This is a genomic window from Bacillus sp. NMCC46, assembly GCF_002998465.1.
GTDB lineage: Bacteria > Bacillota > Bacilli > Bacillales > Bacillaceae > Bacillus.
In genome coordinates this window covers 48818-65621 of sequence record NZ_PVQZ01000006.1, presented here as the reverse complement: position 1 = coordinate 65621, position 16804 = coordinate 48818, and the positions used below count along the sequence as shown (strand labels likewise).

General features: G+C 43.1%; 16 protein-coding genes and 1 riboswitch. Of the genes, 4 read left to right on the top strand and 12 right to left on the bottom strand.

What is annotated here, in order from left to right; translation table 11 throughout:
- Nucleotides 1-154 precede the first annotated feature (154 nt).
- The 3 genes from C6Y01_RS15840 to licT form a co-directional block, all read right to left on the bottom strand.
- A complete protein-coding gene (locus C6Y01_RS15840) occupies nt 155-1576 on the bottom strand; it encodes a glycoside hydrolase family 1 protein (protein WP_034664339.1) in 1422 nt (473 codons plus the stop codon).
- 19 nt (nt 1577-1595) lie between these two features.
- Complete coding sequence (locus C6Y01_RS15835; RefSeq protein WP_106038486.1) at nt 1596-3455, bottom strand: beta-glucoside-specific PTS transporter subunit IIABC; 1860 nt, start codon at nt 3453-3455, stop codon at nt 1596-1598.
- 235 nt (nt 3456-3690) lie between these two features.
- On the bottom strand, nt 3691-4527 hold the full coding sequence (gene licT, locus C6Y01_RS15830; RefSeq protein ID WP_106038485.1) for a BglG family transcription antiterminator LicT: 837 nt from the start codon (nt 4525-4527) through the stop codon (nt 3691-3693).
- Nucleotides 4528-4712: 185 nt separating this feature from the next.
- On the opposite strand from licT, the gene C6Y01_RS15825 reads away from it, so the two are divergent.
- On the top strand, nt 4713-4913 hold the full coding sequence (locus C6Y01_RS15825) for a hypothetical protein (RefSeq protein ID WP_034664345.1): 201 nt from the start codon (nt 4713-4715) through the stop codon (nt 4911-4913).
- 34 nt (nt 4914-4947) lie between these two features.
- Here the strand turns inward: C6Y01_RS15825 and aimA are convergent, their stop codons facing one another.
- Nucleotides 4948-6567, bottom strand: a complete 1620-nt coding sequence (gene aimA, locus C6Y01_RS15820; protein WP_034664347.1) for a glutamate/serine transporter AimA — start codon at nt 6565-6567, stop codon at nt 4948-4950.
- A gap of 342 nt (nt 6568-6909) precedes the next feature.
- Nucleotides 6910-7878: an oxygen-dependent tRNA uridine(34) hydroxylase TrhO gene (gene trhO, locus C6Y01_RS15815; protein ID WP_106038484.1), complete on the bottom strand. Its 969-nt coding sequence runs from the start codon at nt 7876-7878 to the stop codon at nt 6910-6912.
- Between the two features lie 199 nt (nt 7879-8077).
- Between trhO and C6Y01_RS15810 the strand changes: the two genes are divergently transcribed.
- The gene (locus C6Y01_RS15810) at nt 8078-9160 is read left to right on the top strand and encodes an iron-containing alcohol dehydrogenase family protein (protein WP_034664488.1); all 1083 of its coding nucleotides are present in this window, start codon (nt 8078-8080) and stop codon (nt 9158-9160) included.
- A gap of 41 nt (nt 9161-9201) precedes the next feature.
- Here C6Y01_RS15810 and C6Y01_RS15805 read toward each other — a convergent pair whose 3' ends face one another.
- From C6Y01_RS15805 to C6Y01_RS15780, 5 genes are all read right to left on the bottom strand, one after another.
- Nucleotides 9202-10029, bottom strand: coding sequence for an aldo/keto reductase (locus tag C6Y01_RS15805; protein WP_034664349.1), 828 nt, complete (start codon nt 10027-10029; stop codon nt 9202-9204).
- 456 nt (nt 10030-10485) lie between these two features.
- Nucleotides 10486-10947 (bottom strand): 2-thiouracil desulfurase family protein, encoded by a 462-nt coding sequence (locus C6Y01_RS15795; protein WP_106038483.1) that lies wholly within the window; start codon nt 10945-10947, stop codon nt 10486-10488.
- Complete coding sequence (locus C6Y01_RS15790) at nt 10944-11189, bottom strand: hypothetical protein (protein ID WP_106038482.1); 246 nt, start codon at nt 11187-11189, stop codon at nt 10944-10946. Before C6Y01_RS15790 ends, C6Y01_RS15795 begins: the two co-directional genes overlap by 4 nt.
- 111 nt (nt 11190-11300) lie before the next feature.
- The gene (locus C6Y01_RS15785; RefSeq protein ID WP_034664352.1) at nt 11301-11759 is read right to left on the bottom strand and encodes a MarR family transcriptional regulator; all 459 of its coding nucleotides are present in this window, start codon (nt 11757-11759) and stop codon (nt 11301-11303) included.
- 248 nt (nt 11760-12007) lie between these two features.
- Nucleotides 12008-13180: an MFS transporter gene (locus tag C6Y01_RS15780; protein WP_106038481.1), complete on the bottom strand. Its 1173-nt coding sequence runs from the start codon at nt 13178-13180 to the stop codon at nt 12008-12010.
- A 77-nt stretch (nt 13181-13257) separates the two neighbouring features.
- Nucleotides 13258-13357, bottom strand: a riboswitch (purine riboswitch).
- Nucleotides 13358-13754: 397 nt separating this feature from the next.
- Between C6Y01_RS15780 and proS the strand changes: the two genes are divergently transcribed.
- Entirely contained in the window at nt 13755-15188 is a 1434-nt protein-coding gene (gene proS / locus C6Y01_RS15775; protein WP_095285912.1) for a proline--tRNA ligase, read from the top strand.
- A gap of 330 nt (nt 15189-15518) precedes the next feature.
- Nucleotides 15519-15695, top strand: a complete 177-nt coding sequence (locus C6Y01_RS18985; protein WP_162839382.1) for a hypothetical protein — start codon at nt 15519-15521, stop codon at nt 15693-15695.
- 35 nt (nt 15696-15730) lie between these two features.
- Here C6Y01_RS18985 and C6Y01_RS15770 read toward each other — a convergent pair whose 3' ends face one another.
- Entirely contained in the window at nt 15731-16507 is a 777-nt protein-coding gene (locus C6Y01_RS15770; RefSeq protein WP_106038480.1) for a sulfite exporter TauE/SafE family protein, read from the bottom strand.
- A 58-nt stretch (nt 16508-16565) separates the two neighbouring features.
- A complete protein-coding gene (locus tag C6Y01_RS15765) occupies nt 16566-16796 on the bottom strand; it encodes a sulfurtransferase TusA family protein (protein ID WP_034664361.1) in 231 nt (76 codons plus the stop codon).
- Nucleotides 16797-16804: the final 8 nt, after the last annotated feature.

Below are 16804 nucleotides of genomic sequence, written 5' to 3'. Positions count from 1 at the left end.
AAACAGACCCTCTCTTATAATGGATATTAAACCAAATTTTACAATATATAATTAGACTATCATTTTAAAACAACTCGAACAATATGACGTTGCCAATAGAGTGAACGAAAAAAAAAGCCAGCCACCCGCATAAGGTGATTGGCTTTTTTATCTGTTACTTCCCGATGTTCTCTCCATTTTGCTGAATCAAGGTTTCGTACCAATAAGAGCTCTTTTTACGAATTCGTTTGAGGTCTTTTAGGTCAAATTCGTCGCGGTTGACGTAGATGAACCCGTAGCGTTTGGAGCACCCTTGGTGTGTGCTGATTAAGTCGATGGCGGACCACGGGCAGTATCCAAAGACCTCGACGCCGTCTGTGATCGCCCATTTGATTTGTTCGATATGCTTTTCTAAATAGTCAATTCGATAATCATCCTGAATCGAACCATCTTCTTCTAACTTGTCGAAAGCACCCAATCCGTTTTCTGTAATAATAAGCGGCAGCTGATAGCGGTCATAAATCTCGCGCATCGTTGAACGGAAGCCGACAGGGTCAATCTCCCAGCCAAACGCATTTTTACTTAAGAACGGGTTGTTGCCGCCTTTGTATACGCCATCTTCACCAGATTTTAAATGCTGATCTCCGCCGCGTGCAAATTCATCGTTGCCATCTCCTTTACTCGCTTCAACTGTTTGCGAAGTGTAGTAGTTAAAGGCAATGAAGTCTGGCTTCGCACTTTTCAAAATATCCATATCTCCCTCTTCAATAACAGGAAGAATGTCTTTTTCTTTCATATAAGCCCAAGCAAGGTTGTTATAACGGCCGAAGACTGCCATATCAAGATAAAGCCAGTTGCGGATCGCATTGTAATTCGCCGCAGCAAGCACATCCTCAGGCTTTGGAGATGCCGGATAAATGAGCGCAATATTTGGTGCTGGTCCAATTTTCGCTTCAGGCAGCAAACGATGACAAAGCGTCATGGCTTTCGCCTGAGCTACGAGCATATGGTGGTTCTGCTGATACAGTTCTTTTTTTGGATTTTCTAAATTTGGATCAAGTGTACCGAGCGCCGATCCATGTAAGATCATCATGTTTTGTTCATTAATAGTCAGCCAATAGTTTACCTTATGGCCATATTCCTTAAAGAGAACCTCTGCATAACGTTCAAACGCATCTACTGTCGCACGATTTGACCAACCGCCTTTTACTTGAAGCGCATGAGGCAGATCAAAATGATACATTGTCACGATTGGTTCAATATCATAGCGGCGCAATTCATCGATGAGAGAATGATAGAATTCAATCCCCTTTTGGTTGATCTCCCCATCTCCATCTGGAATGATCCGTGTCCATGCAATAGAGAAGCGATAAGCCTTTAAACCCATTTCTGCAAACATCTTCACATCCTCTTTATAGCGGTGATAGTGATCGCTTGCGACTTTAAAATCCGTTGTCCCTTCAGGGTAACTTGCTCTCATATCAATGACAGAAGGCCCCTTGCCATCCTCGTTCCACGCACCTTCTACTTGATAGGCGGAAGTAGATCCGCCCCAGAAAAAGTCCTTTGGAAATGGTGCTAGTGTTGAATATCTCATAATTTCTTCCTCCTCTTCATTAAACGAGATGTAAAAATGATTGTCCTGGTGTGATTTGTTTTTCTTCTGTTTCAATAATATCGCTAAACTCACCGGAATTGGTAATAATCACTGGTGTTGTGACGGAAAGGCCGGAAGCTTGGATGGCTTCAATATCAAATTCTGCAAGCAGTTCACCTTCTGTGATGGTTTGCCCCTGTACGACCTTCGGGGCAAAATGCTGACCGCCTAATTGGACGGTATCCAGTCCAATGTGAATGAGCACTTCTGCTCCGCTTTCAGAGGTGAGGCCGTACGCATGGCCTGTTGGGAACACCGTTGTCACGACTCCTGATACTGGTGCAAACAGCTTGCCTTCTGATGGAATGATGGCTGCACCCTTTCCTAGTGCACCAGATGAGAATGCCTTATCCTGCACTTCCTCCAGCTTGATCACCTCGCCTTTTAAAGGACTCTTCACATGAGCTGCTTTGACCCCATGTTCGTTTTCCATTGTTGGTGCGGAAATCGGTGCTGGCGTGTCATCTTCATCTACTGGATCCTTAAATCCAATCAAATAAGTCAAGACGATGGATAGAACAAACGAGACCGAGATTCCGATGATGAACCCTGTAAAGCCTTGTCCGTAGAAAATCGGAAGTGTCAGTAAACTTGGAAGCCCTGACGCAATCGCAATACTTTGTGAATAACCGATGATCGCACCGCCGACACCGGCAGAGATAACGGCTGCAATAAATGGTTTTTTCAAACGAAGCGTGACCCCGTATACAGCTGGCTCTGTAATCCCAAACACGGCAGAAACCGCTGTCGATCCAGCCAATGATTTCAGTTTTTTATTCTTTGTTTTCAGCATAACACCGATAGAAGCACCGGCTTGTGAGAATACAGCTGGCGCAGTAGCCGGCTTGATATGATCTTTTCCATGGACGGCGATATTATTTAAAATCACTGGCACTAGACCCCAGTGGATTCCGAAGATCACGAGAACCTGCCATGCCATCGCAATTAAAGCACCTGCAAGTGTAGGACTAAAGGAGAATATTTTCAGCAAGACAGCTGCAATGCCGTTCCCTGCATACACACCAAATGGGCCGAATACAATGAGTGTCAGCGGAACAACCGTGACAAGTAAAATCAGTGGTGTAATAAAGTTTTTGACACTTTCATGAATGACTTTGTTAAAGAAACGTTCGATATATCCCATGACAAACACTGCCAAAATGATTGGAATAACCGTCGATGTATAAGACATTAAGACGACCGGAATCCCGAAGAAGGTCACATCTCCGCCGCCTTTTGACAACTCTTGAATGGTTGGGTAAATGAGTGCACCAGCAATCGTCACAGCGACAAACGGATTCGCTTTAAACTTCCTAGCAGAAGTAAATGCGAGTAGTAGTGGCAGGAAGTAGAACAAGCTGTCAGACGCAGCAAATAAAATTTGGTACGACGTATCTTCAGGTGATAACCATTTCGCATTGATACAGATACCTAATAGACCTTTTAAAATACCAGCACCCGCCATGACACCGAGAAGTGGTGTGAAAATACCAGAGACAATGTCGACGAATTTTCCGAAAAGGCTTGTACTCTCTCCACCTGATTTTGCAGATGAAGAAGTGGAATCCTCTAATAGATTCGTAAACTCCCCAATTTCTCGATAAACCTCTGGTACGGTATTGCCAATGACTACTTGAAATTGGCCGCCGCTTTCCATGACGGTTACAACACCATTTAATTTTTCAATGGCTGCTTTGTCTGCTTTTGATCGGTCATGTAATGTGAAGCGAAGTCTTGTAGCGCAATGGACCAGTGAATGAACGTTTTTCTCTGTGCCAATGTGTTTGATAATGTCTTCTGCTAATTGACGATAACTCATACAAAAACCCCCTTTTTTTTCAAAAAAATACGTTTTTGGGCAAAATAAAAACCTAAACGGGCACCAAAAATAGTCGCAACTTGCCATTGCGCTTTTTCAGTGAACGTTTAGGTTTTGCCTGCCGAACAGTCACAATCCTCTAAGACGATCATTGTGAAACCGTATTCTTTTATGTTTATGAGCAAATAGTACCACTCAGCTTTTCTCATGTCAACGCTTTCTTTTAAAACTACCTTTATTTTTCTCGTTTGATCAATCGATTCAAATGAATAGATAGATACAGCATCTCCTCTGATGTGAGATCTCGGTGATAGGTTTGATAGACATATTCTGCGATTTTCTTTGCACATTCGTATGCCTTCGGATATTTTACCTTGATTAGCTGATACAAGTCATGATCTTCGCTGACAAGCATTGTTTCGTTGATCAGACGCTGGACGAAAAAGCGCAAATGCGTGAGGAAACGATAAAAGTTGAGCGAATCTTCATCAAATTCCATATTGAGATGATATTTCACAATGGTGAGAATGGCGTTTACTTCTTTTGTGATATTGACCGTTGTATTCATGTCCTCATTGAGCTCTGCATTAATGATATGCATCGCAATAAAGCCTGCTTCATCCTCAGGCAATTCAATATGTAGACGCTCTTCAATCATCTCAAGGCAGTCCTTGGCCACAAGAAATTCATCTTTGTATAAGCGTTTAATTTCCCAAATGAGCGAATTCTCAATGAGGTGATTTTTCTTCAATCGTTCGATGGCGTAATGAATATGGTCTGCGAGTGATACATGCAGACTTTCGTTTAATCTTCGGTTCAGCTTTGTATGTGCATATTGAATCATTTCTTCGGTTACCTTGACCACATCATACGGAACCTCCAGAAGCAGCATTTTCATCCGCTCATGAACGGAATGATCCTCTAGTCGAAAGACTTTATCGATTAACGACTCGTCTACCGGGTCCCCGGGTCGCCGCTTGAACGCGATACCTCTCCCCATGACGACGATTTCTTTCCCTTGTTCATCTATCACACTAATGACATTATTGTTTAGAACTTTTTGTATCTGCAACCCCAAACACCTCCGTCTATGACCCACAATCTTCTCTCAAAATATGCTCTCATCTTAACATAACTGTCAAATCACTTGGTGTTTTTATCTGACTTTTGCAATAGATTTCACCATAATTCTCCCCCGTCATAGCTGGTCTGATCCTTCAATTGCCTGCATACAATACTCCGAGGAGGTGACCTTCAGTGAAGGCTTTTTTCTGGTCTGCATCTTTTTTATTCGTGCTTCTATTCACACTCGTCTTTCTAGGAATCGTGTTTTTGCTTAGTGGACAAGGCATGAATCAGCTTTGGAAGTATGTGCTCATCTCATTTGTCACAGCAGCCGTTTTGCGCGGTGTCACCACTTGGCTAAGGCAGCACGTGATGCATCATTTATCAAAATAAAACGGCTGCCCGTAATATTCAGGCAGCCGTTCCTTTATTCTTTGGATGATGCGGCTTCTTGCGTAGAAGTACGCAGCTCATCATTGATTTTTTTCGCATCCTCTAGAAATTCTGTTTCAAATCCACTTTTGAGTGCCCACATATAAAATAGCAGAGCAACCACTGTAATAAGAGCCATGTCCCAGCCATAATGAATGACGTTATAGCCGCCGAATTTGTCACTGCCAAGGCAGGAAATCGTCATCATCACAAGTAAGTACACGACCATCCAAGCACCCGCCTTGAAGTTGCGGCCGAAGCCTTTCCACTTCGCTTTTGCTTGATAGTAAAAATAGATCGGAAGACCGATGAGAATAATGAATAGCACTTGACCTGTTAACGGCCATCTCGCCCAATACAGCGTCAATGACGCAAAGACAAAACCGAGAGGAGCAATAATGCTGAGTCCTTTTATTCGAAGGGGACGATATAAATCTGTCCCTGTCTTTCTCAGTGTCATGACAGTCACTGGGCCTGTCAAATAAGAAATAAGTGTCGCAACAGAAATGATTTCCGCAAGTACACCCCAGCCTCTAAACAAAAACAGAAAGATAAACGATACGGCTAAGTTAAAAAACATCGCTGGACGAGGCACGCCATAAATAGGGTGCAGACGACCAAGTACACTTGGCATGTATTTGTTTTTTTCCATTCCATAAATCATACGGGATGTCGTCGCCGTATACGTAATGCCTGTACCAGAAGGTGATACAAACGCATCTGCATATAAAATCAGAACCAGCCAGTTAATCCCAAGCGCAATGGCAAGGTCAGCAAATGGCGAGTTAAAATTCAAATGTCCCCATCCATTCACAATCATGGACGGATCGACAGCACCGATAAAGGCGATTTGTAAAAGAACATAAATCACAGTCGCAATCAAAATGGATCCAACAATAGCAATCGGAATTGATCGGCCTGGATTTTTCGCCTCACCCGCCATATTAATCGGGCTTTGGAAGCCATTGAAGGCAAACACAATTCCTGATGTCGCAACAGCTGTCAGCACACTCGCCCAGCCGTTAGGGGCAATACTTGTTCCAGAAGTAAAATTCTCACTATGAAAACCTACGAATAAGAGCGCACCAATTGTTAATCCTGGAATGACAATTTTAAACACGGTAATGAATGTATTGGCTTTTGAAAATAACCCTACTGTCCAATAATTGAGCAGAAAGTAAATCACAAGAAGCACACTGGCGACCATGAGCCCTTCTGTCGTCAACACCCCTTTTGTGACCAAATGGCTTGTCCACTTTGCCCATTCCCAAGGCCATGAACTCATATACTGGACAGAAGCCACCGCCTCAACCGGAATGACGGAGACAATAGCGATCCAGTTTGCCCAAGCAGCAATAAACCCGATAAAAGAGCCGTGTGAATATTGCGTATATTTCACCATTCCGCCTGCCTCTGGAAACATCGATCCGAGTTCACTATAAGACAAAGCGATAAATAAAATCACGACCATCCCAATCAACCAGGACAAAATAGCAGCAGGGCCGGCAATTTGAGCGGCACGCCAAGCACCGAAAAGCCATCCTGAACCAATGATTGAGCCAAGACCTACCATCATTAAAGCGAAAGTTCCCATTCTACGATGTAAATGATTCATGTTCATAACACCTTTCGATTAAATTACAAAGCATGTGCCCAAGTAAGCGTCTTTCTTACTTGCAGCTCACTTTTCATTCAATTGACAAATATTTCTTCAACTAAATCTTTACCCTTGTTCATTTTTTCGCCTGTTTTATTATCTCTCAATTCTCTATTTTCTGAAATAGTCGAACATGCTTATTTCTTAAGAAAGCGCTTTTTCAATGCTTCAATCTATTAGACTGAATAACTACCTTTACCCTTATTTTGAAAAAAACAAAACAAAAAAGAAAGAGGAAATGAATCCCTCTTTCTTCTGAGCCCTATCATGTATAGAAAAAAGGATAAAGGGGGTTTCCCTCTATCCTTGTGAGATTGCTTGTTCTTGTTCAATCACAGCTAGTCTTTCTTGCACTTCTTCTTCAGACAGGTTGTGCTGTTTCACATAAAGGTTACGTTCACTCGTACGGCATTCATGGCTGCAGCTGCGCATATACTTATGCTCGCTTTCTTCTGTTGCAATCATTTTGCGGTTACATGCAGGGTTTGCACAGTTCACATAACGCTCGCAAGGCTCACCAGTGAAGAAATCTTTTCCGACAACCACATGCTCTGTTTGATTCACGGGCACTGTTAAGCGAGTATCAAACACATAGCATTGACCATCCCAAAGCTTCCCTTGAACTTCTGGGTCTTTTCCGTACGTGACAATTCCGCCGTCAAGCTGAGAGACATCTTCAAAGCCTTCACGCTTTAACCAGCCTGAGAATTTCTCACAGCGTACGCCGCCTGTGCAATACGTCAGGATTTTTTTCCCTTCAAGAATGTCTTTATTGTCACGAATCCACTCAGGTAATTCGCGGAATGTCTCGATATCAGGACGTACTGCCCCTCTAAAGTGGCCGACATCAAACTCGTAATCATTACGTGCATCAATCACAACGGTATCAGGTGATTGCATTTGCTCGTAAAATTCAACCGGGCTGAGATGTTTACCTGTTAATTCTAACGGATTCACGTCATCTTCAAGGCTAAGATTCACTAGTTCATTCCGATGGCGGACGTGCATTTTTTTAAACGCATGACCATCTGCTTCGTCAATTTTGATCGGCATAGACGCAAAGCGCGGATCTTCTTTTAACGCTTGCATGTACTTGTCCGTTTGCTCAATGGTACCAGAAACAGTTCCGTTCAAGCCTTCTGCTGACACAAGGATACGGCCTAACAAACCAAGCTCCTTACAGAATGCTAGATGCTCTGCTGTAAACGTCTCTGGGTCCTCAATGGGGACATATTGATAGTAAAGTAAGACACGATATTGTTTTTCCATATATATAAACACCTCTTAAATTTAATCAAAACATACCGTTCTTTATCATACAGGAAATACATACCTAAAGGCAATGTCAGCGGCTCAATTCCATAAAACGGAAGGGTCTTTCTCCTCATATTATCGATTATTTGACAGAACTTTCTGTAAAATGAGATGATTTATGAAATATGATGTTGTAAAGGAGCAGAACTCAATGATCCAGCCAGAAGATATCGTCAGAAGCGGTCCAAACCAATTTATTTCACAAAAAGGAATTTATCATGAACTCGATTCACTTGTTTCTCCGTCCTTCCAGTCGCCCGCTGTAGTGACGGGACATGATTCATTTCATGCTTTTTCAGCGTACACAAAGCTTCCACCTCATTGGCCTGTTGTTCAGCACAAAGGATACAGTTCACCAAATGCGATCACACGAATTGCTGAAGAACTGAAAGGAGCAGATGTGATGATTGGGATCGGGGGCGGCACCATTTTAGACACCGCCAAGTCAGTAGCAGAAGCTCTTCAAATTGAAGTGATCATGGTTCCAACCATTCCAGGAACATGTGCTGCATCTACACCGCTTAGCGTCATTTATGATGACAAGGGGAATTTCATGAGAGTCGATTACCATAAACGGTCCAGTTATCTCACCTTAATTGATCATACATTTTTGCTCTCTTCTCCTCTTTCCTACCTTCAAAGTGGTATTGGAGATACGCTGGCCAAATGGTATGAAGCAGAAGCCATTATTCGAAATGCAAAAGACTCCTTGCCGCTCATGGTGCATGCTGCACTAAAGCAGGCGGTATACGTCAGAGACATTCTTCTTTCTCATAGCGAAGAAGCCGTCCACAGCTTGACAACAGGGCAGCACTCGCAAGCATTTGCAGATGTAACGGATACCATTATTACATTAGCCGGCACGGTCGGCGGCTACGGGGGACGCTACGGCAGAATGGCAGGAGCGCACGCCATCCATAACGGATTGACGTTTATTGGGGAAACGCACCATGTGTTACATGGTCAAAAAGTGGCCTACGGCATTCTAGTTCAGCTTGCCGCAGAAAGTCGAATGAGTGAAGTAGAAGAATTACTTGAGCTTTATGAAACACTCGGATTACCTAGAAATATGCGTGAGCTTGGCATCACAGCCCAGCTGGAAGAAGCCGCAAAAACAGTGGCAAGCCATGCTGCACGTGAAGACGAAACCTTTTGCTTGATTGGAGACTATTCCAAAGAGCAAATTGCCGACGCCATTCAAGTCATTGAAAACGTATCAGCCTCGAAAAACCGTTAAATAAAAAAAGCACAGGCATCTCACCTGTGCTTTTCTTTCGATTAAAAATCAAAGTTATCTGGATCTGGACCTGTGCGCTCATCTTCATTAAGCTGATCGATGACGCCCATCTCATGTGCGGACAGCTCGAAATCGAAGACTTGTGTGTTTTCGATGATTCGGCTCTTCGTCACAGATTTTGGAATGGTGATAATACCATGCTGCAAGTCCCAGCGAAGAATGACTTGTGCCACGGATTTGTCATGTTTTTTCGCAATATCCTGAAGAACAGGATGGTTCAGAAGCTTCCCGCTGCCTAATGGTGACCACGCTTCTACATGAATCCCTTTCTCCTTGCAGTAGTCTCGTAAAGGCTCCTGCGTCAGCTTTGGATGCAGCTCGATTTGATTGACCATTGGCACAACTTCTGCCTCTTCTAATAAATCATCTAGGTGGTGCTGATGGAAGTTACACACACCGATGGCTCGAACGCGTCCATCCTTATACAGCTTCTCTAGTGCTTTCCATGTTTCTTTATATTTGCCTTCAACTGGCCAATGAATTAAATAAAGGTCTAAAACATCTAGCCCAAGCTTGTTCATACTTGTTTCAAAGGCTTCAAGTGTTGCTTCATAGCCTTGATCACGATTCCAGACCTTTGTCGTAATGAACAGATCATCGCGAGAGATGCCTGATTGCTGAATGGCTTTGCCTACCCCTTCTTCATTTTGATAGGCCGCTGCGGTATCGATGCTGCGGTAGCCTGCTTCAAGAGCGTCTTTGACTGCATTTACAGCCTCTTCCCCATCTTTTACCTGCCATACACCAAAGCCTAGCTTCGGCATTTTTACTCCGTTTGCTAATGTGACTGTATCTGTTAATCCACTCATCAAACAAACCTCCGCTTCATTTTTACTTACCATGCACTATACCCGAATTTTCTATTGATCATGCATGAACTTTCGCTGGTGTTATTTGATATATTGTCCTATATCGACTTGATTGGCGTCAACGATTTGGTATTCGCTGATCTTATTTTTCGTTTTAGAACCATCATATGTCTCTAAATAAGCTTGATCATAAAAGACGATTCAGTATGTAACATTGCCCTCCTCTAACACCCTAATCCAATAAGACTCTTTTGTTTCTTTTTTAGCGCCATTCGCCTTCTTTAATTTCATACCTGAAAATTCATTCAGCAGGTATTCTTATCCAGTGAGGTCACATCATCAAAAGAGTATGTTTTGGCATTGATCATAAAATAAATACCTATTCCTATTATAACCACTACACCTACACCAATGTCCACTTTTTCAACCTAGCTCCTCCTTCTATCCACGCCACACCTATTGAAACAATGAAGTCCAATCATCCTCCTCGGAGAACACTTGAATCCCATGCTGTTTCAGCAAGGCGGACGTCACACCATCACCAGCTTTTGTCTTACCGTTAAACTCTCCCTGGTAAATCAGCCGGCTACCGCAAGAAGGGCTGTACTCTTTTAGCACAACCGCTGTTGCTTTCAGAGACTGAACCTGTTCCAGCGTGGCTTTTGCACCTTTTACATACATCTCTGTGACGTCAGTTCCATGAACATCGACAACAGCAGCCTGCCCCCGTAAAACATCATATCCATCTCCGTCAATGATTTCTGCCGGTGGTCTAGGCGTAGAAAAACCGGCAAGCAGTTCAGGACAAACTGTCACAGCCTTTCCTTCCTGCACCAGCTCTTCGATTCGCTGATCTAATCGATGGCTGCCATTATACCGGACCTTCAACCCAGCAAGACAAGCGCTGACCACAATCACGTCTGTTCCTCATTTTTATGGATTGAACGTTTTCTACTGACCGAAAAATAAATACTTATCGGCAAACAAAATATCGTGTACACCAAAAAGGGCAGAGCACAATACAAAGCAGCAGCCCAAATCGACCCTTCAACTCCAGTAATGCCAAAAAAATAAACATATAATAGCAAGCTGACAAACAATCCAACAAACGGCATGATGAATACGTACTTTTTAAAATTTCCCATCATTTCTTTCTCCAAAGAAGCTTCCTCCTTTTGAGCACGATCACGAATAACGTCAATATATGTTAATTTTACCATATAAAAAACCGAAATCATCTCATTTTCTACGATGGTTTCGGTTTTTTTAATCTATATTTTTTCTTTCCAAGCCTTCAAAAAGCGCTCAATCACCTGTAATTCATCTTCATGAAACTGCTGGAGAAATTCTAAATAGGACGCGACAGCTTTTTCATGTAGTTCATCATGCAGCGCTGCCAATTGCGTGCCTTTCTCTGTCAATGAATAGTAGACAGATTTCTTATCCCCTTGCCGGTGGCAATAGTCCACCATGCCTTTATCAATTAGTTTTTTCACAGCCTTTGTAATGGCAGGCTTTGATAGTTTTAGTTGTTGAGAAAGAAATGTATTATTTGATTCGTTTGGATTGGCTTGAATCATCGATAAAATGTGAAGCTGTGTGAGTGTCCAATCTTGCTTGAGTGTATCAGTCGTGGTAATCAGTGGATCTGTTGGATCATTCCGTCTCTTTTCTCTATGCATAATCAAATCTTGAATCGCTTTTAATACAATCTGCTCTTTTGTCTCCATCTGAACCTCCACTCTTAACTGGTTAATAAAATGGTACTAATAATTAAAAGAGGAGTCAAAAGAAATGTCAGTGTGAGAAAAAGAACAGGCCATCAGACCTGAAAATGGTGTATGTACTTTTCTACTAGATGATCTATGATGTCACATCTCCTCTTTCTTTTATTTGCTATAATTCATGAATAGAAAGGCTCTTTTCGTGTGATGTTGTAATAATATAGAACAGAAAAAAAGCTGCCTATCATAGGCAGCTATTCAGCACGATGCTGACGATCCATATACAGTGGTGGTCTTTTCAACGAAATCACCGCACAGCTAAAGGCAATCAGCACAAACACTGCACCGAATTTCGCCAGATCAACAGATGAACCGGTCATCGTAAACAGGACACCGCCAACCGCTGATCCAATTGAGATACCAATTTGCAAGGCCGATGTATTTAAGCTTTGCTGAATATCAGACGTGACAGGATCTGTTTGAATCAAATAACTCTGCAAGGCAGGCGTTAAAGCCCAGCTAAGCGCTCCCCAAAGGACAACCATGATCATAAAGAGGACAAACACACCCGCTGTATAAGGAATGATAAACATCACAACTGCAAATGCGACTGTCACCAGCAAAATGGCTTTCCCTGAACCCAGCTTGTCACTAAGCCAGCCGCCAAATCCATTCCCGCCAATAGAAGCAAGCCCGAAGACCAAATAACAAATACTAATCCAGAACGGGGTCATATGCAGAACTTCCATCAAAAATGGAGTGAAATAAGAATAAAGCATATAATGACCTGCAAGCATAAACAAACTGATCAAATGTGCACTAAAAATTTTCGGATGCCCTAAAGAACGTATTTGCTCTCTCAGAGGTGTCACTTTTTCAACAGGCATTTTCTCCAATAGGAAATAGATCAGCACCATCGATATCGCTGATAAAATACTGATTCCTAAAAACATCACTCTCCAACCAAAGCTCTCTGTAATAAAAATACCGATCGGTACACCGAGAACAAGTGAAGAACTAATCCCAATAAAAATCAGCCCTAATGCCTTCGCACGATGCGCTGGTTCCACCAATTTAGCAGTGATCGTCAGTGACAACACCACCACAAGCGCTGTACTCATCGCGATCAATACCCTAGAGATCATGACAAGGGCAAAGGTTGAACTAAAATATGTGAACACATTTCCTAATGTAAACACCAATAACGCGATTAAATAAAGACGCTTTCGTTCGATTTTGGCTGTGGCGGTCAGCAGCACGGGTGCTGAAATGGCATACACAATGGCAAATACGGTGATGAGCTGCCCAGCTGTTGCAAGAGATACATTCAAATCCTCTGCAAGGCTTGGCAAAATGCCCCCAACCACAAGCTCAACTAATCCAACCGCAAAAGTAGAAACGGCTAATAAATATACTCTCCAGTTCATGTCTAACATCCCTTCTCTATATCATCGCTTTCACTTTTGATACAGGGTGCAGACAAACAAAAAAACCCTGATTACAAAAAAGGAAAGCGCGCTTTTGTAATCAGGATTTATCGGATCCTGGTAGAAACCCTCAAACCATATTATTGAGGTTATACAAGTCTATTTTTTTCTTCAAATATAGTAGCATATGCTTACATAACTGGCAAGCTGTAAAAATAGGAAATGACTGCAAATTCACGATCAAACAAAAGCACTCAGAGCAGCATGACAAGAAACCCCAGTACAACTTGCTTTCTCCTGCATTTACAGGTAAACTGATGAAAAATCAACGAACATTGATCAACTTAGATCTGGAATAGTAGCTTGAATTGACCTTTAACAGAGAGGGAACGGTGCTGAGAAGTTCCTACTGACATCTTCAAGTGAACCTGCCGATTTAGTTCTGTTTCATACAGCGGTTCATACCGTTATCATGATCGAGTGTAAAGCTGTGCTTTAAATTAGGGTGGTACCACCAGGAATGGTCCCTAACTTAAAGCACAGCTTTTTTGTTTTTACAAAGGAGGAACATGCAATGTCAAAGAAACAATTTGTTGAAAAAATCACAAGCATGGAAGACGATTTTGCCCAGTGGTATACAGATGTTGTCACAAAGGCGCGCCTCGTCGATTATTCAAGCGTCAGAGGCAGTATGATCATTCAGCCATACGGCTTTAAAATTTGGGAGAATATTCGCGACGAACTTGACCGCCAAATCAAAGAAACAGGGCATGAGAATGTGTATATGCCGCTCTTTATCCCAGAGAGTCTGCTGCAGCAGGAAAAAGACCATATCGAAGGCTTCGCTCCTGAAGTGGCGTGGGTCACACATGGCGGTGAATCCGAATTACAGGAAAGGCTCTGCGTCAGACCAACCTCTGAAGTACTGTTCGCTGAGCATTACAAAAATATCATTCATTCCTACCGTGATTTACCGAAGCTTTATAACCAATGGGCGAATGTCGTCCGCTGGGAAAAAACCACACGTCCATTCCTTAGAACGCTTGAATTCCTATGGCAGGAAGGACACACATGCCATGAGACTGAGCAAGAAGCGATTGAAGAGACAGAAAGAATGCTTCACATCTACGCTTCTCTTTGCGAAGAGCTCCTTGCCATTCCTGTCATTAAAGGGAGAAAAACAGAGAAGGAAAAATTCGCTGGTGCCCGCTTCACCTATACGGTCGAAAGCTTGATGCATGATGGAAAAGCGCTGCAAACGGCCACTTCTCACTTCTTCGGGAACGGATTTGCCAAAGCATTTGGCATTGAATTCTTAAACCGTGAAGGAAAACTAGAGCATGTCCAGCAAACCTCTTGGGGCTTCACCACAAGAATTATCGGCGCCATGATTATGGTGCACGGCGATGACAGAGGGCTTGTCCTTCCGCCAAACATTGCGCCAGCCCAAGTGCGGATCGTGCCAATCGCCTCTCATAAAGAAGGTGTGCTCGATCATGCCTACGAATTGAAAAATCGACTCACCCGCATCGCACGTGCTGACATCGATGCAAGCGATAAACAGCCAGGCTGGAAGTTCAACGAATGTGAAATGCAAGGCATTCCTTTACGTGTAGAAGTGGGACCAAAGGATATTGAAAAAGGACAAGTGATGCTCGCAAGACGAGACACTGGTGAAAAGCAAGCTGTCACATTAGATGCACTTGAACAAACCATCACATCCACGCTTGAAGACATTCAACGGACGATGTACGAAAAGGCGAAAGAACGATTACATGAAAAAACATCAGAAGCTCACACAATTGAAGACATTGAGCACATTCTTTCAGAAGAAAACCGATTGATTAAAGCCATGTGGTGCGGTGACGAAGGCTGTGAAAACGACATTAAAGAAAGAACAGGGGCGACCTCACGCTGTATCCCATTTGAACAGGAATCCGTTTCAGACACATGTGTCTGCTGCGGAAAGCCTGCATCTGATATGGTCTTCTGGGCGAAAGCTTATTAAGAATAGGAACGAAAGAGAAGCATCCTTCACGATGCTTCTTTCAGATTGTTGACAAAGGGCTAAAATGATCTTTATTTTAGCCCTTTGTCTTCTTTTCAGCGTGACCTGAAAACCTTTGAAGTCTAGGAAGGACGAGCACCGAAGCGGAGCGAATTTGACATTCGTGAGCATCGGCGCGCAGAACTGACAACGAATGCGAGGGTTTGTCTACACGCTGAGGCTTCTTTTTTTGTTAAAAAGACCCAAACACCCATTGACCTCACCTGCACGATCCCCTATAATTCATATTAATATAATCGGTTTTTAAGACTTTAACTGGAGTGGTGATATATGAAGCGCTGGCCCTCACTGTTTGCCGAACGCTGCCCTAAATGTAAAACTGCATTAGAAGCCTCTAAGTCCAATGCCCTGCAAGGCAAAGTCGTGAAAACATGCCCCAACCTTCATTATCAAAAAGAGTTTCACCCAGCCCTTGAAACATATATCGAGCACGATGACGTCAAATAAAAAAGACCAACACGTTTGCTTTGTTGGTCTTTTCTTTATAATAAATCAAGCCAAATTTTGACCGCTGTCGCCGTAATCATCACAGCTAGTGCCCATTGCAAGTAGACGGCATTGATTTTCTGACCGACCTTAGCACCAATCGGAGCAGCTACTAAACTTGCCAGCATCAGCACAACCGCAGGAAGAAGCATAACTTGACCCGTCAATACCTTTCCAGTCGATGCACCGATAGCAGATAGAAACGTAATCGCAAGTGAGGACGCAATCGTCATCCTGACAGGAATTTTTAAAATAGACAGCATCACCGGTACCAATATAAATGCTCCACCCGCGCCTAGCACCCCGGAAACACTGCCAATCACAAAGGCAATACCTGCCGCAAGCCCTTTATGTAAAGTGACTTCTCCCTCTGAGTCTGCACGCTGTCCCTTTTTTGGAATCAGCATGAGGATCACAGCCACTACCGCGAGCAATCCATAGACGAGATTCATCCCATTCTCTGGCATAAAGTGGGAGACATAACTGCCTAATAAGCTGCCCGCCAATATACTGCTCCCCATATATAAAATCAACGATCGATGTAAATATCCGCTTTTTCGGTAGGCCAATACCCCACCCAGCGTCGAAAAAAGCACTTGAATAGCACCAATCCCTGATACCTCGTGAGCTGATAGTGCCATCACACCGACCAGTGGCGGGATATAAAGCAGCATAGGATAGTTGATCACCGATCCTCCAATCCCCACCATTCCTGATAAGAAGGAACCAATACATCCGATGATAAAAAGTGTAATCAAAAACGCAAAATCCACGCTGGTCTCCTCCTTTGCAAAAGGAAAAGGGGATCTTCAGCAGATACCCCTACATCCTTTAGGACCCTTTTCTCACCCAGAACTTCAGCACATGTCCTTCATCCGTCTGCGTGATCAATTCATGTCCGCTTGACTTCGCCCATGCTGCCAAGTCAGCTTTAGCCCCTTTATCTGTTGCATGTATTTCTAAAACTTGACCCTCCGTCAAGTCATTCATTTTTTTCTTCGTTCGAATAATCGGCATTGGGCATGCAAGCCCTGTTACATCTAATATTTGATCTGATGTCATTTGATTGT

Excerpts from the sequence above, each read along its gene's own strand:
- C6Y01_RS15780 (WP_106038481.1), bottom strand. The coding sequence starts at position 13,180 with ATGAACTGGAGAGTATATTTATTAGCCGTTTCTACTTTTGCGGTTGGA.
- C6Y01_RS15785 (WP_034664352.1), bottom strand. The coding sequence starts at position 11,759 with ATGGAGACAAAAGAGCAGATTGTATTAAAAGCGATTCAAGATTTGATT.
- trhO (WP_106038484.1), bottom strand. The coding sequence starts at position 7,878 with ATGGAAAAACAATATCGTGTCTTACTTTACTATCAATATGTCCCCATT.
- C6Y01_RS15765 (WP_034664361.1), bottom strand. The coding sequence starts at position 16,796 with ATGACATCAGATCAAATATTAGATGTAACAGGGCTTGCATGCCCAATG.
- aimA (WP_034664347.1), bottom strand. The coding sequence starts at position 6,567 with ATGAATCATTTACATCGTAGAATGGGAACTTTCGCTTTAATGATGGTA.
- C6Y01_RS15805 (WP_034664349.1), bottom strand. The coding sequence starts at position 10,029 with ATGAGTGGATTAACAGATACAGTCACATTAGCAAACGGAGTAAAAATG.
- C6Y01_RS15835 (WP_106038486.1), bottom strand. The coding sequence starts at position 3,455 with ATGAGTTATCGTCAATTAGCAGAAGACATTATCAAACACATTGGCACA.
- C6Y01_RS18985 (WP_162839382.1), top strand. The coding sequence starts at position 15,519 with ATGAAGCGCTGGCCCTCACTGTTTGCCGAACGCTGCCCTAAATGTAAA.
- proS (WP_095285912.1), top strand. The coding sequence starts at position 13,755 with ATGTCAAAGAAACAATTTGTTGAAAAAATCACAAGCATGGAAGACGAT.
- C6Y01_RS15840 (WP_034664339.1), bottom strand. The coding sequence starts at position 1,576 with ATGAGATATTCAACACTAGCACCATTTCCAAAGGACTTTTTCTGGGGC.